Annotated in this window: 14 protein-coding genes; 6 read left to right on the top strand and 8 right to left on the bottom strand. The window is 44.5% G+C overall.

Translation table 11 applies throughout. The annotated features are described in order from the left end of the window. Positions 1–4: 4 nt before the first annotated feature. Positions 5–2,599: a glucosidase gene (locus tag GWR56_RS17875; protein ID WP_162432564.1), complete on the top strand. Its 2,595-nt coding sequence runs from the start codon at positions 5–7 to the stop codon at positions 2,597–2,599. A 2-nt stretch (positions 2,600–2,601) separates the two neighbouring features. Here GWR56_RS17875 and GWR56_RS17870 read toward each other — a convergent pair whose 3' ends face one another. Next, positions 2,602–3,231, bottom strand: a complete 630-nt coding sequence (locus GWR56_RS17870; RefSeq protein WP_162432563.1) for a hypothetical protein — start codon at positions 3,229–3,231, stop codon at positions 2,602–2,604. 131 nt (positions 3,232–3,362) lie between these two features. Here GWR56_RS17870 and GWR56_RS17865 point away from each other — a divergent pair, with 131 nt between their 5' ends. Then, positions 3,363–4,292: a sugar phosphate isomerase/epimerase gene (locus GWR56_RS17865; protein ID WP_162432562.1), complete on the top strand. Its 930-nt coding sequence runs from the start codon at positions 3,363–3,365 to the stop codon at positions 4,290–4,292. 49 nt (positions 4,293–4,341) lie between these two features. On the opposite strand, the gene GWR56_RS17860 is transcribed toward GWR56_RS17865, so the two are convergent. From GWR56_RS17860 to GWR56_RS17830, 7 genes are all read right to left on the bottom strand, one after another. Beyond that, entirely contained in the window at positions 4,342–4,563 is a 222-nt protein-coding gene (locus GWR56_RS17860; RefSeq protein WP_162432561.1) for a hypothetical protein, read from the bottom strand. Positions 4,564–4,615: 52 nt separating this feature from the next. Continuing rightward, positions 4,616–5,119: a DUF4251 domain-containing protein gene (locus GWR56_RS17855; protein WP_162432560.1), complete on the bottom strand. Its 504-nt coding sequence runs from the start codon at positions 5,117–5,119 to the stop codon at positions 4,616–4,618. Positions 5,120–5,416: 297 nt separating this feature from the next. Further along, positions 5,417–7,300: a molecular chaperone HtpG gene (gene htpG / locus GWR56_RS17850; RefSeq protein ID WP_162432559.1), complete on the bottom strand. Its 1,884-nt coding sequence runs from the start codon at positions 7,298–7,300 to the stop codon at positions 5,417–5,419. A gap of 245 nt (positions 7,301–7,545) precedes the next feature. Further along, positions 7,546–8,151 (bottom strand): thioredoxin family protein, encoded by a 606-nt coding sequence (locus tag GWR56_RS17845; RefSeq protein WP_162432558.1) that lies wholly within the window; start codon positions 8,149–8,151, stop codon positions 7,546–7,548. 210 nt (positions 8,152–8,361) lie between these two features. Further along, positions 8,362–8,898 carry an NADPH-dependent FMN reductase gene (locus GWR56_RS17840; protein ID WP_238395262.1) on the bottom strand — a complete coding sequence of 179 codons (537 nt, stop codon included), beginning with the start codon at positions 8,896–8,898 and terminating at the stop codon, positions 8,362–8,364. Positions 8,899–9,024: 126 nt separating this feature from the next. After that, entirely contained in the window at positions 9,025–10,380 is a 1,356-nt protein-coding gene (locus tag GWR56_RS17835) for a PAS domain-containing sensor histidine kinase (protein WP_162432557.1), read from the bottom strand. Beyond that, positions 10,370–11,728 (bottom strand): sigma-54 dependent transcriptional regulator, encoded by a 1,359-nt coding sequence (locus tag GWR56_RS17830; RefSeq protein WP_162432556.1) that lies wholly within the window; start codon positions 11,726–11,728, stop codon positions 10,370–10,372. The genes GWR56_RS17835 and GWR56_RS17830 overlap by 11 nt, the downstream gene beginning before the upstream one ends. A gap of 301 nt (positions 11,729–12,029) precedes the next feature. Here GWR56_RS17830 and GWR56_RS17825 point away from each other — a divergent pair, with 301 nt between their 5' ends. The 4 genes from GWR56_RS17825 to GWR56_RS17810 all read left to right on the top strand — a co-directional run bounded on the left by GWR56_RS17825 (position 12,030) and on the right by GWR56_RS17810 (position 19,090). After that, on the top strand, positions 12,030–13,283 hold the full coding sequence (locus tag GWR56_RS17825) for an efflux RND transporter periplasmic adaptor subunit (RefSeq protein ID WP_162432555.1): 1,254 nt from the start codon (positions 12,030–12,032) through the stop codon (positions 13,281–13,283). A gap of 132 nt (positions 13,284–13,415) precedes the next feature. Then, positions 13,416–14,093 carry an ABC transporter ATP-binding protein gene (locus GWR56_RS17820; RefSeq protein WP_162432554.1) on the top strand — a complete coding sequence of 226 codons (678 nt, stop codon included), beginning with the start codon at positions 13,416–13,418 and terminating at the stop codon, positions 14,091–14,093. A 142-nt stretch (positions 14,094–14,235) separates the two neighbouring features. Beyond that, a complete protein-coding gene (locus tag GWR56_RS17815) occupies positions 14,236–16,593 on the top strand; it encodes an ABC transporter permease (RefSeq protein WP_162432553.1) in 2,358 nt (785 codons plus the stop codon). A gap of 121 nt (positions 16,594–16,714) precedes the next feature. Further along, positions 16,715–19,090: an ABC transporter permease gene (locus GWR56_RS17810; protein ID WP_162432552.1), complete on the top strand. Its 2,376-nt coding sequence runs from the start codon at positions 16,715–16,717 to the stop codon at positions 19,088–19,090. Position 19,091 lies beyond the last annotated feature (1 nt).

Raw genomic sequence — 19,091 nt, 5'->3', positions numbered from 1 at the left:
AAACATGGGTGCAGAGCAGGAGAGGTTAAAGAATACCGGGTGGAAAAAATGGGGGCCTTATGTAAGCGACCGCCAATGGGGAACGGTACGCGAGGACTACAGCGCCAGTGGCGACGCGTGGAGCTATCTTACCCATGAGGTGGCCCGCAGTAAAGCCTACAGGTGGGGCGAGGACGGTATAGCAGGCATTTGCGATCGCGGGCAGCTATTGTGTTTTGCCGTCGCATTCTGGAATAAAAAGGATCCCATTATCAAAGAACGCTATTTTGGCCTTAGTAACGCCGAAGGCAACCACGGCGAAGATGTAAAGGAACTGTATTATTATTTGGATAATACACCTACGCATTCCTATATGAAAATGCTGTATAAATATCCCCAGCAGCCATTCCCATACGACCATCTGGTTGCCGAAAACAAAAAACGCGACCGTACACAACCCGAATATGAGTTGATGGACACAGGGGTATTCAATAATGACGACTATTTTGATGTCATTGTTGAATATGCCAAGCATTCGACAGATGATGTGCTCATTAAAATTACAGTGCATAACCGCAGCAGGCAGCCCGCAAGTTTGAATGTACTGCCCACCGTTTGGTTCCGCAATACCTGGGATTGGGGCTATGATAACTACAAACCTCAGTTATCAGCGTATAAAAATGGTGTTAAAATAAAGCACAAAGAGTTAGGCCCGCTTTGGTTAACTGCAGAGGGAAGCCCCCCAATGTTGTTTTGCGATAACGAAACTAACCCCAAACTGTTTAATATAACCGATGGCCGGTCGTACTGTAAGGATGGTATAAACGACCAAATCGTAAACGGGGCTAACACAATTAACCCGGATAATACGGGCACTAAGGCAGCCCTTAATTATGATATTACCATACCTGCTGGCGAGAGCGCCGTTATTCGCTTAAGATTGTCTGATAAATCGGGGAGTGGCTTTGACGACTTTGATAGTGTATTCGCGCTGCGGCAGCAGGAAGCGGATGAATTTTATAGAACGCTTACACCCGGCGGCGAAAGCGATGCTAAGGCACAAATACAGCGACAGGCGTATGCCGGTATGCTTTGGAACAAACAATTTTATTATTATGACATCCACCAGTGGCTGAAAGGTGACCCGGCAGAGCCCGGGCCGCCCGTGCAGCGCGAACACCAGCGGAACAGCAAATGGCAGCATTTTAACGCCATGGATGTTATTTCGATGCCTGATAAATGGGAGTACCCATGGTTCGCCGCGTGGGACCTTGCTTTCCACTGTGTTGCGCTGGCTGATATTGATATCGGATTTGCAAAAAGGCAGCTTAACCTTTTGGTGCGCGACTGGTATATGCATCCCAATGGGCAGCTGCCGGCCTACGAATGGGATTTTAGCGATGCCAACCCGCCGGTTCATGCCATGGCAACCTGGAAAATATATCAATTGGATAAGAACGCCAACGACGGAAAAGGCGACACTTATTTTCTTGAGCGCATCTTTCATAAGCTGATGCTTAATTTTACCTGGTGGGTAAACCGTAAGGACGAGGCGGGCAACAATATTTTTGAAGGCGGCTTTTTAGGACTGGATAACATAGGCGTTTTTGACCGCAATACCCGTTTTGCAAACGGCGCCCATTTAGAGCAGGTGGACGGTACAAGTTGGATGGCAATGTATTCGCTTAACCTGCTGCGCATAGCGGCCGAGCTGGCTGTCGCAAATAAGGCATACGCGGATATAGCATCAAAGTTTTTTGAACACTTTATTTACATATCGGCGGCTATGTCAAGTTTGGGTGTGGGCGGTGTAAGCGGTTTGTGGGACGAAGAGGACGGCTTTTTTTACGATCAGCTGCGCATGCCGGACGGATCTGCGGAAAAGATGAAGGTACGCAGCATTGTAGGCCTTATCCCCTTATTTGCAGCCGAAGTGCTGAATGACACCGATATTGCCGACAACCCCATCTTTAGGGCGCGGATGGACTGGTTTACGGCCAACCGCCCGGACCTGACCGCGCTGGTATCGCATTGGGACGAAAAAAGCAGCGGCGGTAAACATTTGATAAGCCTGCTTCGCGGCCACCGTATGAAGGCAATACTCGGCTACATGCTTGATGAACAGGAGTTTTTAAGTCCCTTCGGCATACGGTCGCTTTCCAAATATCACCTCAATAACCCCTTTAGCGCGGATATTAACGGCACGCTGTTTAGTATAAAATACCTGCCTGCCGAAAGCGATAGCAATATGTTTGGCGGCAACAGCAACTGGCGCGGCCCGGTGTGGATACCTATTAACTACCTGATCATCGAAAGCCTGAATGATTATTATTTGTATTATGGTGATGAACTACAAGTGGAATGCCCAACCGGATCCGGCAAAATGATGAACCTTAAAGAGGTAGCTGATGAACTTTACCGGCGGATATCAAAGCTTTTTTTGCCCGACGCGCAGGGCCGCAGGCCAATAAACGGCCGGGACGAAAAAGTGCAAACCGATCCTAACTTTAAAGATCACATACTTTTTTATGAGTACTTCGACGGGGACACGGGCAAAGGTTTAGGCGCTGCCCATCAAACCGGTTGGACAGGGCTAATAGCCAGTTGCTTGTATCATTAAAATCAATCGCTATAATAAACCGGCATTGCTTTTTTTCTTTCTTTGGAATAAGCTATGCCCACCATACCTTCGTACCCTTCGCGGTGGCTAAACCGAATGGCTTGTTTATTGGCTTTAATTTTCTCCCAGTCGGCCTTGTCGGCTGCATTTGGGTTTCCAAACGCTTCTTCGAAAGCTTGTGCGCCTGTTATGGCCGGCGATCTGAATTTGTCCTCATCAAAATAATGCTTAAAAATTTCGTTGATCCTGGCAGCCTGCTCACTTTCCGGCATCGATTCGGGGTCTATCAGTAAGTCGATGGTTGAAAAACGATACTGGTAAAGCAATTGGTTGCGGGCGTTCTTAACTTCAAGCAGCCCTTTGGATGTCGACAGGTCTTTACCATATAGCTTAAGCGTAAAAGCGTCTTTTTCCTTTAGATCCGAGAAATAGTGTTTGGTGGAATATTCTTTAATTAAACTGCTTGTATCGGTACTGATACGGACGTCTTCATCAGAACCCGGCTCAGGTGGGGCATTTGAGTTTACGTGTTCTGTTGTACGGGTTGTGTCGGTTTTTGGAACTTTCTGCTCACGGTTGCCGCATGATGCCAATGCAAGCAGCAGGGCAAGGGGTATAATTTTGTTTTTCATAACACCAACAATAACCTGATTGAAGGCTGATAGTTTTATTTGTATTCAATGCGTTGTTTTGACACAATAAAATTTTTTTGTTTGAAAGAATTGATTTAGTTTTACTTAACACTCAAATCAAATCAGTCGGCATGAATTTTAACAGGCGTAAATTTTTACAAAGCACCGGCGCGCTTGCGCTTAGCAGTGCTGTTTTATCAGGCAAAGCAGCATCGTTGTTTAAGGTTATTAAGCACCCTGTTGGCGTGCAGTTGTTCACCTTTTTTAACGTAATAGATGATGATGTTAAAGGTACCTTAACCAGTGTGGCGGGCGATGGTTACAGCGAAATAGAATCGGCATTCAGTAAAAAGGGCGGGTACTATGGGTTAAAACCCAAAGCATTTAAAGCGCTTGCGAACGATGCCGGTCTGTCGTGGAAATCGCACCATGTTCTGGGCGCGCCGTTCAAACTGCCCGCCGGCGCTAAAATGCCAACCATGCCCGACGGTAAGCCTATGGTGATACCACCCATGCTAAACCTGCAGGATAACATGCAGCAACTGGTAGATGAAGCCGCCGAAGGTGGCGTAAGGTACCTGGTTTGCGCTAATTCGCCGACCGGAACAGCTGCCGAGCTAAAATCTACAATAGCGGTATTAAACAAAACAGGGGAGGCAGCTTCTAAGGCTGGGCTGATATTTGCCTATCATAACCACGATATGGAATTTAAAGCGCTTGACGATGGTACGGTGCCTTACGACCTGCTTTTATCAGAAACCGCTCCGGCCCATGTAAAAATGGAACTTGACCTGGCCTGGGCCATAAAAGGCGGTAAGGATCCGGTTGAGATGTTTAAACAGCACCCCGGCCGTTTCCCGTTATGGCATGTAAAGGATCTGGATGCAAGCCGCGAAAACATTTTGCCGGTAGGCAGTGGGACCATCGACTTTAAACCGATCTTTGCCGCTGCGTCAACAGCAGGCATGCGCAGTTTTTTTGTAGAACACGATATGCCGAAGGATGCTTTTGCAAGCATACACAGCAGCATTCAGTACATCAATAAAAACTTAAACGTATAGAAAAGTATATTACAATAGCATAAATATTACTGATCAATCTGTACAGGTGCTATCTTAAATAGGCCTGTACAAATTGGTCGTTGTATATTGCACTAACCAAAGCATTTATCACCGGTTTTTGAGGCGACCCGCTATCCAGTTTGGTGGCATGGTCTTCCAACTCGTCTAAATATGCCACGGCTTCCTGCTCATCTTCAAAAAGCAATACCAGTTTGCCGCTAACTTCGGTGTCTGTTCCGTTGGGCGTTAAAAGGTAAGTTATGCCGCTCAAACACTTTGGCGGATATTTCGGATGATGGTATGGTAATTCGCAACATAATTTATTATTTTTTTTTCTCGATTATATTCCCCGAAAAGCGCATTCGCTCGCGGTTGTTGCTTAAAACGGTTAGGTCTGCAGTACCGCTTGGCGAAATGTTGAATATTAACTGATTGGCGTTTTTAGTATCCTTTGGTTTGATAAGTACATAATACAAACCATTTTTTTTCAACTCTTCTGAATAGGTAAAATCGGTTGACGTAAACTTTATACCTTCATCGCCGCTGCTATAACCGGCGCCTGAATAGGACACACCAAAAAAAGGTAAATAGGAAACAACTGTATCCTTAACTACACGCACATCGTAACCCGGTGTTAAATAGCGCATGTTACCATACGACGGGTGAGCATAGTTAGCTTCGAACGTGAAGTTTTTCGATTCGACCATTTGTTTTATAGCGGCCGCTTTAGCAGCCTGCTTATCGCTTTTTTTAGTTTGCGCAGCCGCAGGGTCCAATACGGTAACCGTAATGAACAAGGCAAATATTATTTTTATTAAGGTTTTCATTTTTAATGTTTTATATATAAACGTTGTTTTTTATTAGACGTTATGTACAGCAAAAAGTTTAATTAATATACCACTATTAACCTGTATAAACACAAGTGGCGGCCCTGTACTGTTTGGCTTAATGCGGATTAAAATACCGGTATATTTAAATGTATGCATCTATGTTATTATTCTGTTTTTAATAAAGATGCACGCCGTATCATTTTTCCATAAAAGGATAAAAAATGAGTCAACAAAAAAAGCCATCCCGGTTAAGGATGGCTTTAAATTCTATTCCCTTTTAGGGGTTAGGGGCACTTATATCAGGCTAACGCTGCGGTTAACAAACTCGGTAAGCTCGGCGCCGGTTAACAGGCCTTGCGATAGCAGGGCCAGATCAAACGCTTGTTTAGCCAGCTGGGCCTGTACACCTTCGTCCTCGCCTTCTAAAATCCGACCGATCAGTTTATGGTTGCCGTTTACAATTACCTTGTAATTATCAGGCATGTTGCCATAAAAGCCCATGCCGCCGCCCATGGCAGCCATATCTTTCATACGGCGCATAAATTCATCCATGGTAACCGTTACGGGCAGCTCATCAGGGCTAAGGCTTTCTAATTGTACTTTATAGGCCGGTTTGTTTATAGCTTTATCAAATATTTCTTTGATCATGGTCGACTGTTCCTCGGTTAATACGTGTTCAGGAGCATCTTCTTTTTTGATCAGTTTATCAGCCACGTCGGCGTCTACGCGTTTTAGGGATGTTTTCTCCAGTTTTTGCTCCAACTGACTGATGAAGTGATTGTCGATAGGTGAGTTCATCACCAATACATCGTAACCTTTTTTATTAGCCGATTGGATGAATGCGTCCTGCTTTTCGGCATCGTTGGTATAAATGTACACCAGCTGGCCATCCTTATCGGTTTGCAGTCCTTCAACCTTTTCCTTGTATTCATTCAGGGTAAAATTCTCTTTAGCGGTGTTGGTCACTAAAACAAAGTCTTTCGCCTTGTCATAAAATTTATCTTCGCTCACCATGCCGTATTTCACAAACAGGCCAATGTCGTTCCATTTTTCTTCAAAACCTTTGCGGTCGTTTTTAAACAGATCGGCCAGTTTATCGGCCACCTTTTTGGTGATGTAGCTGTTGATCTTTTTTACATTGCTATCGGCCTGCAGGAAACTGCGCGATACGTTCAGCGGGATATCCGGCGAATCGATAACGCCATGCAGCAGCATTAAAAACTCCGGCACAATATCCTTAACCTCTTCGGTAATGAATACCTGGCGCGAGAATAACTTGATCTTATTTTTCTGGAACTCAAAATCGTTCTTCAGTTTAGGGAAGTACAATACGCCGGTAAGGTTAAACGGATAGTCAACATTCAGATGTATCCAAAATAACGGGTCTTCGCTAAAAGGGTAAAGTTCTTTATAAAACTTCAGGTAATCTTCATCCTTCAGTTCATTCGGCGCCTTTGTCCATATCGGGTTGGTGTCGTTTATGATGTTATCAACCTCAACGGTTTTATATTTTGGTTTGCCTTCGTCGTCAACACCATCTTCTTCCTCTTGCGTGCTGGTGCCAAATTTTATAGGCACCGGCAAAAATTTGCAGTATTTATCAAGTATTTGCTGTAAACGCTGCTGGTTCAAAAACTCTTCCGACTCGGCATTGATGTGCAGGGTAATTTCGGTGCCGCGTTCTTCCAGGCTGCCTTCGGTAATTTCAAACTCGGTGCTGCCATCGCAAACCCAGTGGGCAGGGGTAGCGCCGTCCTGGTAGCTTAGCGTCTCAATTTCAACTTTATCGGCCACCATAAATGCCGAGTAAAAGCCCAGGCCAAAACGGCCTATAATTTCGTTGGCATCCTTGGCTTCTTTAAACTTCTCCATAAACTCGGTAGCGCCGCTAAACGCTATCTGGTTGATGTACTTTTTAATTTCTTCGGCCGTCATACCAATACCGTTATCAGATATGGTAATGGTCTTTTTGTCGGCATCAAACGCAACTTCAACGCGCAGATCGCCCAGGTTGCCATTGTACTGGCCTAAAGCGGCAAGTCGTTTTATTTTCTGGGTAGCATCAACAGCATTTGATACCAGTTCGCGCAGAAATATCTCGGTATCAGAGTATAAGAACTTTTTGATGATGGGAAAAATGTTTTCGGTGTGAATCGAAATTGTTCCTTTTTCTTGCATAGTAGTACTTTTTTGAAAGTTTGAATGATTTACGGATACACCTAATCAATGCCCGTTCCAAATGAATACACGTTGACAAATTGGCAGAGGGGTGAAGATGTGGGGATGTGCAGATTTCAAATGTGCAGATGCGAAAAGGGTCCGCCCGTCATTGCGAGGTACGAAGCAATCTCTTTGAGCAAATCCTGTATGCAAGGTGTATAAATGTCCTGAAGAGATTACCTCGCAATGAAGCCTTGTTATTATTATTTTGAACCTACTGATGCCGGCGCCGCAGGCGTTGCCGGTTTTGCAACCGGCGCAGGCGCGTTTTGTGCAAAACGTTTGGCTATAACGGCTAATTGCGCGTCGGTTAACTTTGAAGTGGCTTTTAGTATATTGGTAAAATAGGCTACTTCACTTGGGCTGGCGGGGCAGCCAACGTTTTCGCCGTAAGTATCCATTAAGGCGCCGGCGGGCCTTACCTGGCTATCGGCCAGCACCTTGCCTTTGGTATCAAGCACTACCCAAAACGGCAGGCCCGATTTTTCGCCATGAAATTTGGTCATCACATCCATCGAGCCAGGGTTCTCCAAATCCTTTTTGGCGGGCTGTTCCATCACATCAAGCGTGGCTATCACGTAGTTATCATCAAACATTTTCTTCACCGACGGGTCGTTCAACGAGGCTTCCATCTTTTTACACCAGCCACACCACGAGGCATGAAATATCAGCATCACTTTTTTGTTCTCTTTAGAAGCTTTAGCGTAAGCATCCTTCAATACAATTTCGCTTGCAGGCATGGCTGCGGTTTGGGCAAACCCCGATTTAACGGTAAACAGAACAAGCAGTATTAACAGTAACTTTTTCATGGCGGTAATTTTTAAAGCAATTTAGTAAAATTGAGTGAGTTTAGCATAACCAACACCCGCCATTAATAATAGGACATCCGGCTTTGGTGATCATGGTTAACACTTATTTTGCGATATTTATTATAAACATTTGATTATCAATAATTTATAAGAAAATCAATCTTAAATTGTGTTAACCATGTTAACCATGTTTCCATGAGCTTTTGAGTACTATTGTGCTATAGCCTTCAATACCTTATCTGCCAAAGATCTTAAAGCAGTTGCGGTTTGCAGGTCGGTGATATTGCCCTCACTGTCCATTTTTGAGCGGATGTAGGAGATAAGCAGGGTGCCGCCTTCAATAACATCACAATCGATAGCCCCTAATACCTTAAGCAGGGCTGCGTGCGCGTTTTCGCCGCCTGTTGATGCGGTGACCAGCGCTGTGGGCTTGCCTGAGAACGAGCCGCTTGATACCGTCCAATCCAACGCGTTCTTTAATTGCCCGGGGATGCCGTAAGCATATTCGGGGGTACAGATAATAACTGCATCGGCTTTTGCAATAGCTTCCCTTAATCTAATGATGGCTTCGGGTGGTGTATCGTTATCCAAACCCGGGTCGAAAGGGGGGATAGTAGCCAGTTCGTCGTAGATATGATAGCTGATACCCGCAGGCATCAGTCCGCCGATATAGGTTAGTATCTTATGGTTTGATGAGCCTGCCCGCAGGCTCCCGGAAATAGCGAAAATGGATTTGTTTAACATCATTTTTGCGGATAGGCGTCATTGCGAGGAGCCATAGCGACCTGGCAATCTTCGATAGAACAGCAGGCTGCATGCAAATCCTGGATTGCCACGCTACGCTCGCAATGACGGTTTAAATAAACAGGGCTGTTAATAATTTGCAAACTGCAATATAAATACCGAACCTTTACCTTCTGTTGATTGTACCTGGATGTTGCCTTTGTGCAGCAGCATTATTTGTTTACAAAGGCTCAGCCCTATACCGCTACCTGTTTTACGGGTACTAAAGAAAGGGATAAAGATCTTATCCAATAACTCTGGCGGCATGCCAAGCCCGTTATCTGCAACTTTTACCAGCGTACGGTTGTTGCTTTGCATCTCGGCAGACAGGGTAATGCGGGGCTCTCCGCGGTCTTTAACCGCCTCGATAGCGTTTACCAGCAGGTTTATCATTACCTGGTCCAGCAGGTTTATATCGGCCTCAATTGCCAATGCCGGGTCGCGCAGGATGATCTCCAGTTCGATATTCTTTTTTTCGAGCGTAGGGCGCATTAAGCTGGCCAGGTTCTCGAACATATTACGCACCAGTATCTTGTTCAGATCAAGCTTGGTTATCTTATTCAGGTTGCGGTAGCTTTCCGTAAATTTTAGCAGGCCCTCGCTACGGCGCTTGATGGTGTCTATACCCAACGATATGTCTTCCAGGTCAACCCCCTCCAAATTTTCGGTAATATCGGGGCTTTGCAGGCGGTTTTTTAGCGTATCGGCAAGTGACGAGATCGGGGCCACCGAGTTCATGATCTCGTGCGTCATCACGTTCAGCAACTTAGACCATGCCTTTGACTCCGTTTCGTCCAGCGCCTCGCTTACGTTCTGAAAAGCGATAAGCTTGTACATTTTTTCGTCGCTGCGCATTATACTTGCGGTTACCAGCATTTTTACCTGCTGCTGGTCGCGTGTAATGGTCAATACCTTTGAATCGCCCGGTTTAAGCTTTACCACATCCTTATAAAGGGTAGGTTCGCGCTTTTCCAACGAGTGTATGGTTTTCAGATAAGGGATGCTGATCAGTGTTTTAAAAGCTTCGTTTATCCAGCTGATCTCGCCCGTTTCCTGTTCATAGCTTAAAATACCGGTATCAACCAGTTCTAATATCTTTTGCAGGTAATGGTATTGCGTTTCGCGCTCGCGGCTGATGAGTTTAAAGGTGGTATTGATATCATTAAAGCCCTTGCGCAGGGGCTTCAGCTCATTCGGCGCTTTGCGCACATCAAAATGGCGCGAAAAATCGCGGTAGTGGATAGACTCGACAAACTGGTTAACCTCGTCCTGCGCCTTTTTATTAAAGCGTATCAGGTCGAGCACGGAATATATAACCAGGGGCACGGTTATCACATTATATAAAAAGTTGCCGCCGCCCAATAGTAAAAACGCCGTTGCTGTAACAGCCGCAAATAAAAATAGTACACGCAGCACCAGCCGCCATTCGTAACGGTTAAATATCATATTTGCTCAATCTGCGGTATAATGCGGTACGTGTTAACCCCAGCTCTTTAGCGGCGCGGGTAATGTTGCCGTTGTGCTTTTCTATAACGCGCAGTATGGCATTCTTTTCTAAAGTGCTTAACTGAATGTTATCATCGTCAATCATGCTTTCGCCTGGTGTTTCCAATATTGAAAATATCAGGTCATCGGGTTTTAATATGCTATCGTCGGCCATGATCACCGCGCGTTCAATGGTGTATTGCAGTTCGCGTACGTTACCCGGATAATTGTAGCTGCGCAGCTTTTGCAGGGCGGCGGGTTCAAAATCTATCGCGGGTTTAAGGTATTTGCTGCTGTATAGCTTTGCAAAATGCCTGGCCAGTAACACAATATCTTCGGCACGCTTGCGCAACGGCGGCATATTTATTTCAACAGTATTGATGCGGTAAATCAAATCTTTCCGAAACTTATTCTCGTTGGCCAGCTCCTGTAACGGCACGTTAGTAGCACATATCAGCCTGATATCTATATCAACCGGCTTGTTGGTACCCAAACGTGTTACCTGCCTGTTTTGCAGTACGGTTAAAAGCTTGGCTTGCTGCTGTAAGCTAATGTTTCCAATTTCGTCAAGAAACAAGGTGCCGCCTTCAGCCTCTTCAAACCTCCCCATGCGATCTTCGCGGGCATCGGTATACGCGCCTTTTTTATGGCCGAACAATTCGCTTTCAAACAACGAGTCGGTTAGGGCGCCCACATCCACCTTTACAAATGGCTTGTCGGCACGTAAAGACCGTTCGTGTATAGCCTTTGCCATCAGGTCCTTACCGGTGCCGTTCTCGCCCAGTATAAGTATATTGGCATCGGTAGGGGCTATCTTATTCACTTTGTGAAATATATCCTCCATTATTTCCGAATCGCCCAGGATGGATGTTTGGCCCACCCCCCCTTTAACAGATGCCTTGGCACTTTTACTTCCGCCTTCTTTTTTATCGAGCAGGTCTTTTATGGTATCAATCAGCTTTTCGTTATGCCATGGCTTCACCACAAAATCGTTAGCCCCTTCTTTCAAGGATCTAACGGCCAGATCGATATCGCCATAGGCCGTTATCATAATTACGCAAACGTTGGGTTTCCACTCCTTTATTTTACGCAGCCAGTATATACCCTCGTTACCAGTGTTAATGGCGCTGTTAAAGTTCATGTCTAAAAGCACCAGGTCAACCTGGTTACGCTGTAAAAGCCAGTTCAGGTTCTCGGGGTTTTTTTCGGTGATAATTTCGTGTGTCTCTGTTTTAAGCAATAACTTAACTGCCGTTAGCACATCGGGGTCATCGTCAACAATTAAAACAGTTGCTTTTTTTAGTATCATTTACAGTAAGTGATTAGTTGGTGGTCTATAGCATTTATTAGCATACTACTAACCCCTGCAATTTAATATTTTGACACGAAATATCGTACCATTCAGCCTTTAATAACTATTATATTGATAATCAACCACGAACCGTTAACCGCCGGCTGCGACCTTAAAAAGGCACTGTATCATAACCGAACACTTGCTGTAACAGAAGCGAACGGTGTACTATTGAGTTTTGTGTATAATATGTTGAAATACAGTAATTTAATTTGTGGCATGTGTTTTTGTACTCAATTACAAAATATTAATTAATACAGTGGATAGAGTTATACAAAAAAAGAAATGGAGTACTAAGCGCCTGATGACCATTGCCGGTATTGCAGGTGTGGTAATTTTAGTTGCGGGTAGTATATTTTTTACATCGGGCAAAAGTAAATTGAACGTTGATACCGAACGCATTACGATAAGTGAGGTTAAAAAAGGCGCCTTCCAGGAGTTTATTCCGGTTAATGGTGTGGTTATGCCTTTTAACACGATATTTCTTGACGCTGTTGAAGGCGGCCAGGTAGAAGAAAAATATGTTGAAGACGGCGCTATGCTTAAAAAGGGCGACCCGATATTAAAGTTAAGCAACGTTGATGAGGAGCTTAGCCTTGCGGCTCAGGAATCGGCGGTTTTTGGCGAACAAACCCAAATGCAGATAGCCCATAACAACGCGCAGCAAAACACGGTAAGTAAACTTAACCAAATGGCCGAAGTTGACAACGCCTTTAAAGAGGCCGAACGCGTGTGGTTGCTTGATAAAAAACTTTACGAGCAAAAAGCCATTGGCTTACAGGAATACCAGTCAGCAAAAAACGCTTACGATTATGCCTTACGCCGTAAAAAACTTACTACACAGATATTAAAACAAGATACCGCGCTTACCATACAGCAGGAGCAGCAGGCTAAAGAGCACTACGCGCAAATGAAGGCGGCATTAACGCTGATGCGTAAAAAAGTGGCCAGCTTAATTTTAAGGGCACCTGTAGATGGCCAGTTAACCGCGCTTGATGCCGAAGTTGGTCAAAACAAGAACAAAGGCGAGCATCTGGGCCAGCTGGATGTACAGAATGGCTTTAAGGTACAGGTTGATGTAGAGGAGCATTACCTGTCGCGGGTGTACGCCGGCTTGAAAGGCGATTTTACCTTTGCCGATAAAACGTATAAACTGGTTATCAAAAAGGTTTACACCCAAATTGTTGGAAGCCGTTTTAAAGTTGATATGGTATTTGATGGCGAGGTGCCGAAGGGCATCCGCAAGGGCCAAACCTTACAAATACGTTTAGCACTTAGCGACGAAACAACCGCGCTGCTGTTACCTAAAGGTGGTTTTTACCAGCAAACAGGCGGCAACTGGATATTTAAGGTAAGCGACGATGGTAAAACAGCTTACAAGGTAGATATACAGATAGGCCGCTACAACACCGATAATTACGAGTTATTAAAGGGTTTAAAACCTGGCGATAAGGTGATTACTTCGAGCTACGAAAATTATGGCGATATACAGGAACTTGTATTGAAGAAATAGCCTGGTGTTGTAACGTTATTATAAACTATGCGTCTTGTATAAAAGGTCGGAAGAGATTATAAACACAATAAAAATATAAATCACAATTAACAAAAAAAGACCCCGGCCAAGCGCCGGGGCGGGGGAGGCCAAATGATCAAAATTACAAATCTGGAAAAATTTTACCGCACCGAAGAGGTAGAAACCATTGCATTGAACAAGCTTACGATGGAAGTTAACACAGGCGAATTTGTGGCCATAATGGGGCCGTCAGGTTGCGGTAAATCAACCCTGCTCAACATCCTTGGTATGCTGGATGATCCGGATGAAGGCAGCTATGTATTCAACGGAATCGAGGTAGCTCACTTTAATGAGCGCAAACGTGCCGATCTGCGCAAACACAATATCGGTTTCGTGTTTCAAAGCTTTAACCTGATAGATGAGTTAACCGTATTTGAAAACGTGGAATTACCACTTATATACACCGGCGTAGCTTCTTCTGAACGTGTAAAAAGGGTGGAAGAGGTGTTGGACAAAATGCAGATCATGCATCGCCGCAACCACTATCCGCAGCAGTTATCGGGTGGCCAGCAGCAGCGTGTGGCTATTGCACGCGCGGTTGTTAACAAACCAAAACTGATACTTGCGGATGAGCCTACCGGTAACCTGGATAGCAGCAACGGTAACGACGTGATGGAATTACTAACAGATTTGAATGAACAGGGTACTACCATAGTAATGGTTACCCACTCTGAGCATGACGCCCGTTACAGCCACCGCATTATCCGCTTACTGGATGGCCAGACTGTGATGGAAAACATCATGGTATAATACCGCTACTTTTAGTTTAATTAATATAGTTAAGTGTGCCTCCTGCCTGCCTCTCTGCCTGTAAAGGCGGAGGGGTTTGCTTGAGAATTGGCTTATAATCAGGATCGTCATGCTTAAAATTTGACCGGTAAACCGATAGATCATGTTAAAAAACTACATAAAAATAACCTGGCGTAACCTAATGAAGAACAAAGGGTTTACCGCCATTAACATTGTCGGGCTGGCGGTAGGTATGGCCAGCGCCGCGCTTATATTATTTTGGGTACAAAACGAGGTAAGCTACGACCAGTTCCACGAAAAGAAGGACCGCCTGTACCAAATGTATAACCGGTCGAAAATTGAGGGAGAAGTATGGGCATGGGGTACCACTCCAAAACCTATGATGGCAACCCTTAAGCAGGATTATCCGCAAGTTGAACAGGCTACACGTACAACCAACGCCAATTTCCTTTTCACCATAAACGATAAACATTTAAACCTCACCGGTTCTTTCACCGATCCCGATTTCCTGACCATGTTTAGCTTCCCGCTGATACAGGGGAACCCTAAAACAGCCTTAAATGACATGAAGAACATTGTGCTTACCGAAAAAACAGCTGTAAAACTGTTTGGTAACACCAATGTATTGGGTAAAACGGTTAAAATTGATAGCGTTGATTACTTTACGGTAACCGGCGTAATGAAGGACCTGCCGAATAACACCCGTTTCACCTTTGAATACATAATGCCCTGGAAATACTGGGAAAAAATAAATGGCGGCCCTGATAAGAATTGGGGTAATAACTCAGTAGCTACTTACATAGTTTTAAAGCCTAATGTAACGGAAGCGTATTTTGACGGTCAGGTAAAAAATATAACCCGCTCGCACTCCGAAGTAAAAGATATTGATGTGTTTGTGCATCCCGCAACCAAATGGAGGTTGTACTCTAAGTTTGAAAACGGACAAATTGTAGGCGGGCGTATAACAACTATAAAGCTGTTTAGTATAATAGCCGTGTTCATACTACTTATCGCCTGCATAAACTTTATGAACCTGAGTACAGCCCGCAGCGAAAAAAGGGCAAAAGAGGTAGGGATACGTAAAGTAGTTGGCGCCGGTAAAGGCAGCCTGATAGCACAGTTCATGGGCGAATCTATTTTGATTGCATTACTTGCCGGTGCGCTTGCCCTGATCATCGTTCACATATCGCTGCCGTCATTTAACATCCTGACTGAAAAGAACTTGTTTATACCGTTAGCAAGTGCAACATTTTGGATTATTGTGGTTGTGTTTATACTGTTTACGGGTGTAGTATCGGGCAGTTACCCGGCTTTGTACCTTTCATCATTTGCCCCCGTAAAGGTTTTAAAAGGTACATTCAGGGCTGCTAACGCGGCATTATCGCCGCGCAAAATTTTGGTGGTAACTCAATTTTGGTTTGCAATCGTACTTATCATATCAACCATTATTGTTAAAGAACAGCTTGACTATGCACAAAGCCGGGATACCGGCTACAAGAAGACCAACCTTGTTTATACCTTTTTGCAGGGTAATATCGATAAAAATTATGCGCTGATACGCAACGAACTGCTGACAAGCGGCGCGGCTACATCAGTAACAAAAACCAGCGCTCCGATGACACAGGGCTGGAGCGACTCGTGGGATTTTAACTGGGATGGAAAAGACCAGGGCTCTAAAATCGATTTCAATATGTTTAATGTCGACGGCGATTTTAGTAAAACCATGGGCCTTAAAATTGTTGAAGGCCGCGATATCGACATCAAAACTTATCCATCAGATTCATCGGCCATTTTGATCAACGAGGCCGCGCTTAAGCTGATGAAGTTTAAAAACCCAATTGGCCAGATAGTATTGCGCGATAATCATAAGCTTGTTATTGTTGGCGTTGTAAAAGATTTTATCCTGCAATCGCCGTATGAGCCGGTTAAGCAAATGATCATACAAGGGCCAAGCGCGTGGTTCAACGTTATGCATTATAAACTTAACGAAAAGAACACCACCGCCCAAAACCTAAAGCTGGCCGAGGCAGTGTTTAAAAAGTTTAACCCCGACTACCCGTTTGATTACCACTTTGTTGACGAGGAGTACAACCAAAAATTTCAGGACGAGCAGCGTACGGGCACATTAGCGTCGCTTTTTGCCGGGCTTACCATATTTATATCATGCCTTGGCTTATTTGGCCTGGCAACCTATATGGCCCAAAACCGCATCAAGGAAATTGGTGTACGTAAAGTTTTAGGGGCATCGGTGTTTGGCGTAACCTCAATGCTGTCAAAAGATTTCCTGAAGTTGGTTGGCATAGCGTTCATATTTGCTATACCCGTTGCCTGGTATGGCATGCACACGTGGCTGCAAGGGTATTCGTACCGGGTCGAGATAAGTGTTTGGGTGTTTGCTGTAGCGGCCTTTTTAACAACACTGATATCAATTGTGACCGTAAGTTTCCAGGCGGTAAAGGCTGCTTTGGCAAACCCGGTAAAGAGCCTAAGGAGTGAATGAAGTATTTAATGATTTAGTGAATGATCGATCTAAAATGATTGGAATTTAACTTTTTAGAATTCATTTTTTATGATTTAGAACTTGGAATTTAGGATTTAGTATTTAACCAAACCCAACCATTATGTTTAAAAATTTTGTAAAAGTGATGTTTCGTGGCCTTAGTAAGAATAAGGCGTACAGTTTTTTAAATATATTCGGTTTGGCTATTGGTATTACCTGTGCCGCCCTGATTTTTTTATGGGTAGAGAACGAGGTTAACTATGATGCCGGGCAAGTAAAAAAAGACAGGCTTTACATAGCGCGCGAAAATCAGAAATACGATACCTACGTATTTACTCACCAGAGTACTCCCGGTGTAATGGGGCCGGCCATACAAGCCGAAATACCCGGGATTGCCAACGTTTGCCGCGCAAGTGAAGGTAACAGTTCGCTATTATACTCTTATAACGATAAGCCTGTGTTTGCCGATACCTGGTACGCCGAACCATCGGTGTTTAACATGTTTACACTGCCCTTTATTGATGGTGATGCTGCGTCGGCTTTCAAACAATTGCACTCGGTAGTTATCACGCAAAAAGCCGCTATCAAATTTTTTGGTACGGATAAAAATGTCGTGGGCAAAAATATCCGGGTTGACAATAAACAGGATTATACCGTTACAGGTGTTCTAAAAGATATTCCCTTAAATACCACCGTCAGGTTTGAGTGTGTTATGCCCTTTCAGGTATTTTGGGATAAGAGCCCCTGGTTAAAAAGCTGGGGCAATAATTCGTTAAATACATATATCGAACTAAAACCCGGTGTTAATCCAAAAACGGTAGATAAACAGCTTTACGGCTTTATACAAAAACGCGAGCTTCAGAATCTTGGTCACGTGTTTTTATTCGGCATGGCCGACTGGCACCTGTATGATGAGTTTAAAGACGGCATACAAACCGGCGGCGGCCAAATAGAGTATGTGCGCCTGTTTACCATTATTGCCTGGATAATTATTTTCATTGCCTGCATTAACTTTATGAACCTTGTCACAGCCCGCAGCGAAAAACGCGCCCGCGAAGTTGGTGTGCGTAAAGTACTTGGAGCCGGTAAAAGGTCGCTTTCGCTGCAGTTTATAGGCGAGGCGCTGTTTATGTCGTTTATAGCCGCCCTGCTTTCAATTGTTTTAATGGCTTTAGTATTGCCCGCGTTTAACATGCTTGTGCAAAAGCAGCTTAGCATCGGTTTTAATAACTATAACCACATACTTGCCCTGTTAGGCCTTACTGTTGCGTGCGGCTTAATCGCTGGCAGCTACCCATCGTTATACCTGTCGTCATTTAATCCGGTAGCGGTATTAAAGGGCCTGAAGATAAAAGACAGCGGAGCAGCTTACATCCGTAAAGGTTTGGTGGTAATGCAGTTCACGGTATCGGTGGTGCTCATCATCAGTACCGTCATCGTGTATCAGCAAATACAGCATGTAAAAAGCAGGAACCTTGGCTTTGATAAAGATAAATTAATGGAGATAGGCTTGCAGGGCGACATGGCCAAAAACTATGCTCCTATAAAACAAGATCTGCTTAATACCGGCTTTATACAAAATGTAGCATTATCAGATCATTCAACTATTTACGGCGGCAACAACACATCGGGCCTGATCTGGGACTGTAAAGCGCCAGGCTCAGAGGTACTGATATCGCAACGGTATGTTACCCCCGAATTTTTTGAAACATCGGGCCTTAAACTTTTAGATGGCCGCAACCTAAACGAAACCGATACGACATCAAAACCTGTAGCAACGGTTATTACCCAAAGCCTGCAACAACTGATGGGCAAAGGCAGCGCGCTTGGTAAACGCATACATTACCAGGGAGATACTACATCGGCTGTTGTTGTTGGAGTTGTTAACGATTATGTGTACGGCAACATGTACGGCAAACCCGATCCGGTTATGTTTTTTAGCGCAAGCCCGGTACACACAGATAGGATGTATGTTAAAATTAAAGCGCAGCAACCGGTAGAAGCTTCTGTTGCAGCTATACAAGCTGTGCTCAAAAAAGATAACCCTGCATACCCCTTTGACTATCGCTTTGTTGACGACCAGTTTAACCAGATGTTTTTAAGTGAAATGCTGGTTGGCAAGCTATCAAGAGTGTTTGCTGCGCTGGCCATCATTATATCATGCCTTGGCCTGTTTGGCCTGGCCGCCTACACCGCCGAGCGCAGGATTAAGGAAATTGGTATCCGCAAGGTGCTTGGGGCAAGTGTATCGGGTATAGCAAGCCTTTTATCAAAAGATTTTTTACAGTTGGTTATCATATCCTGTGCAATAGCCTTCCCGCTGGCATATTGGGGAATGCAAAACTGGCTCAAAACGTATCAGTACCATATAGACATTCAATGGTGGGTATTTGCCGCTGCAGGTTTTTCGGCAATTATTATAGCAGTTGTTACCATCAGTTTTCAATCAATAAAGGCAGCTTTAGCAAATCCGGTGAGAAGCCTAAGGAGCGAATAGC

The sequence above is a fragment of the Mucilaginibacter sp. 14171R-50 genome (assembly GCF_010093045.1).
GTDB lineage: Bacteria > Bacteroidota > Bacteroidia > Sphingobacteriales > Sphingobacteriaceae > Mucilaginibacter.
This window is presented reverse-complemented; position numbering and strand designations above follow the sequence as displayed.

What these genes read in the sequence shown, in the direction of transcription:
- GWR56_RS17875 (WP_162432564.1), top strand. Translation starts at nt 5, where the DNA reads ATGGGTGCAGAGCAGGAGAGGTTAAAGAATACCGGGTGGAAAAAATGG.
- GWR56_RS17870 (WP_162432563.1), bottom strand. Translation starts at nt 3,231, where the DNA reads ATGAAAAACAAAATTATACCCCTTGCCCTGCTGCTTGCATTGGCATCA.
- GWR56_RS17865 (WP_162432562.1), top strand. Translation starts at nt 3,363, where the DNA reads ATGAATTTTAACAGGCGTAAATTTTTACAAAGCACCGGCGCGCTTGCG.
- GWR56_RS17855 (WP_162432560.1), bottom strand. Translation starts at nt 5,119, where the DNA reads ATGAAAACCTTAATAAAAATAATATTTGCCTTGTTCATTACGGTTACC.
- htpG (WP_162432559.1), bottom strand. Translation starts at nt 7,300, where the DNA reads ATGCAAGAAAAAGGAACAATTTCGATTCACACCGAAAACATTTTTCCC.
- GWR56_RS17845 (WP_162432558.1), bottom strand. Translation starts at nt 8,151, where the DNA reads ATGAAAAAGTTACTGTTAATACTGCTTGTTCTGTTTACCGTTAAATCG.
- GWR56_RS17840 (WP_238395262.1), bottom strand. Translation starts at nt 8,898, where the DNA reads ATGATGTTAAACAAATCCATTTTCGCTATTTCCGGGAGCCTGCGGGCA.
- GWR56_RS17835 (WP_162432557.1), bottom strand. Translation starts at nt 10,380, where the DNA reads ATGATATTTAACCGTTACGAATGGCGGCTGGTGCTGCGTGTACTATTT.
- GWR56_RS17830 (WP_162432556.1), bottom strand. Translation starts at nt 11,728, where the DNA reads ATGATACTAAAAAAAGCAACTGTTTTAATTGTTGACGATGACCCCGAT.
- GWR56_RS17820 (WP_162432554.1), top strand. Translation starts at nt 13,416, where the DNA reads ATGATCAAAATTACAAATCTGGAAAAATTTTACCGCACCGAAGAGGTA.
- GWR56_RS17815 (WP_162432553.1), top strand. Translation starts at nt 14,236, where the DNA reads ATGTTAAAAAACTACATAAAAATAACCTGGCGTAACCTAATGAAGAAC.
- GWR56_RS17810 (WP_162432552.1), top strand. Translation starts at nt 16,715, where the DNA reads ATGTTTAAAAATTTTGTAAAAGTGATGTTTCGTGGCCTTAGTAAGAAT.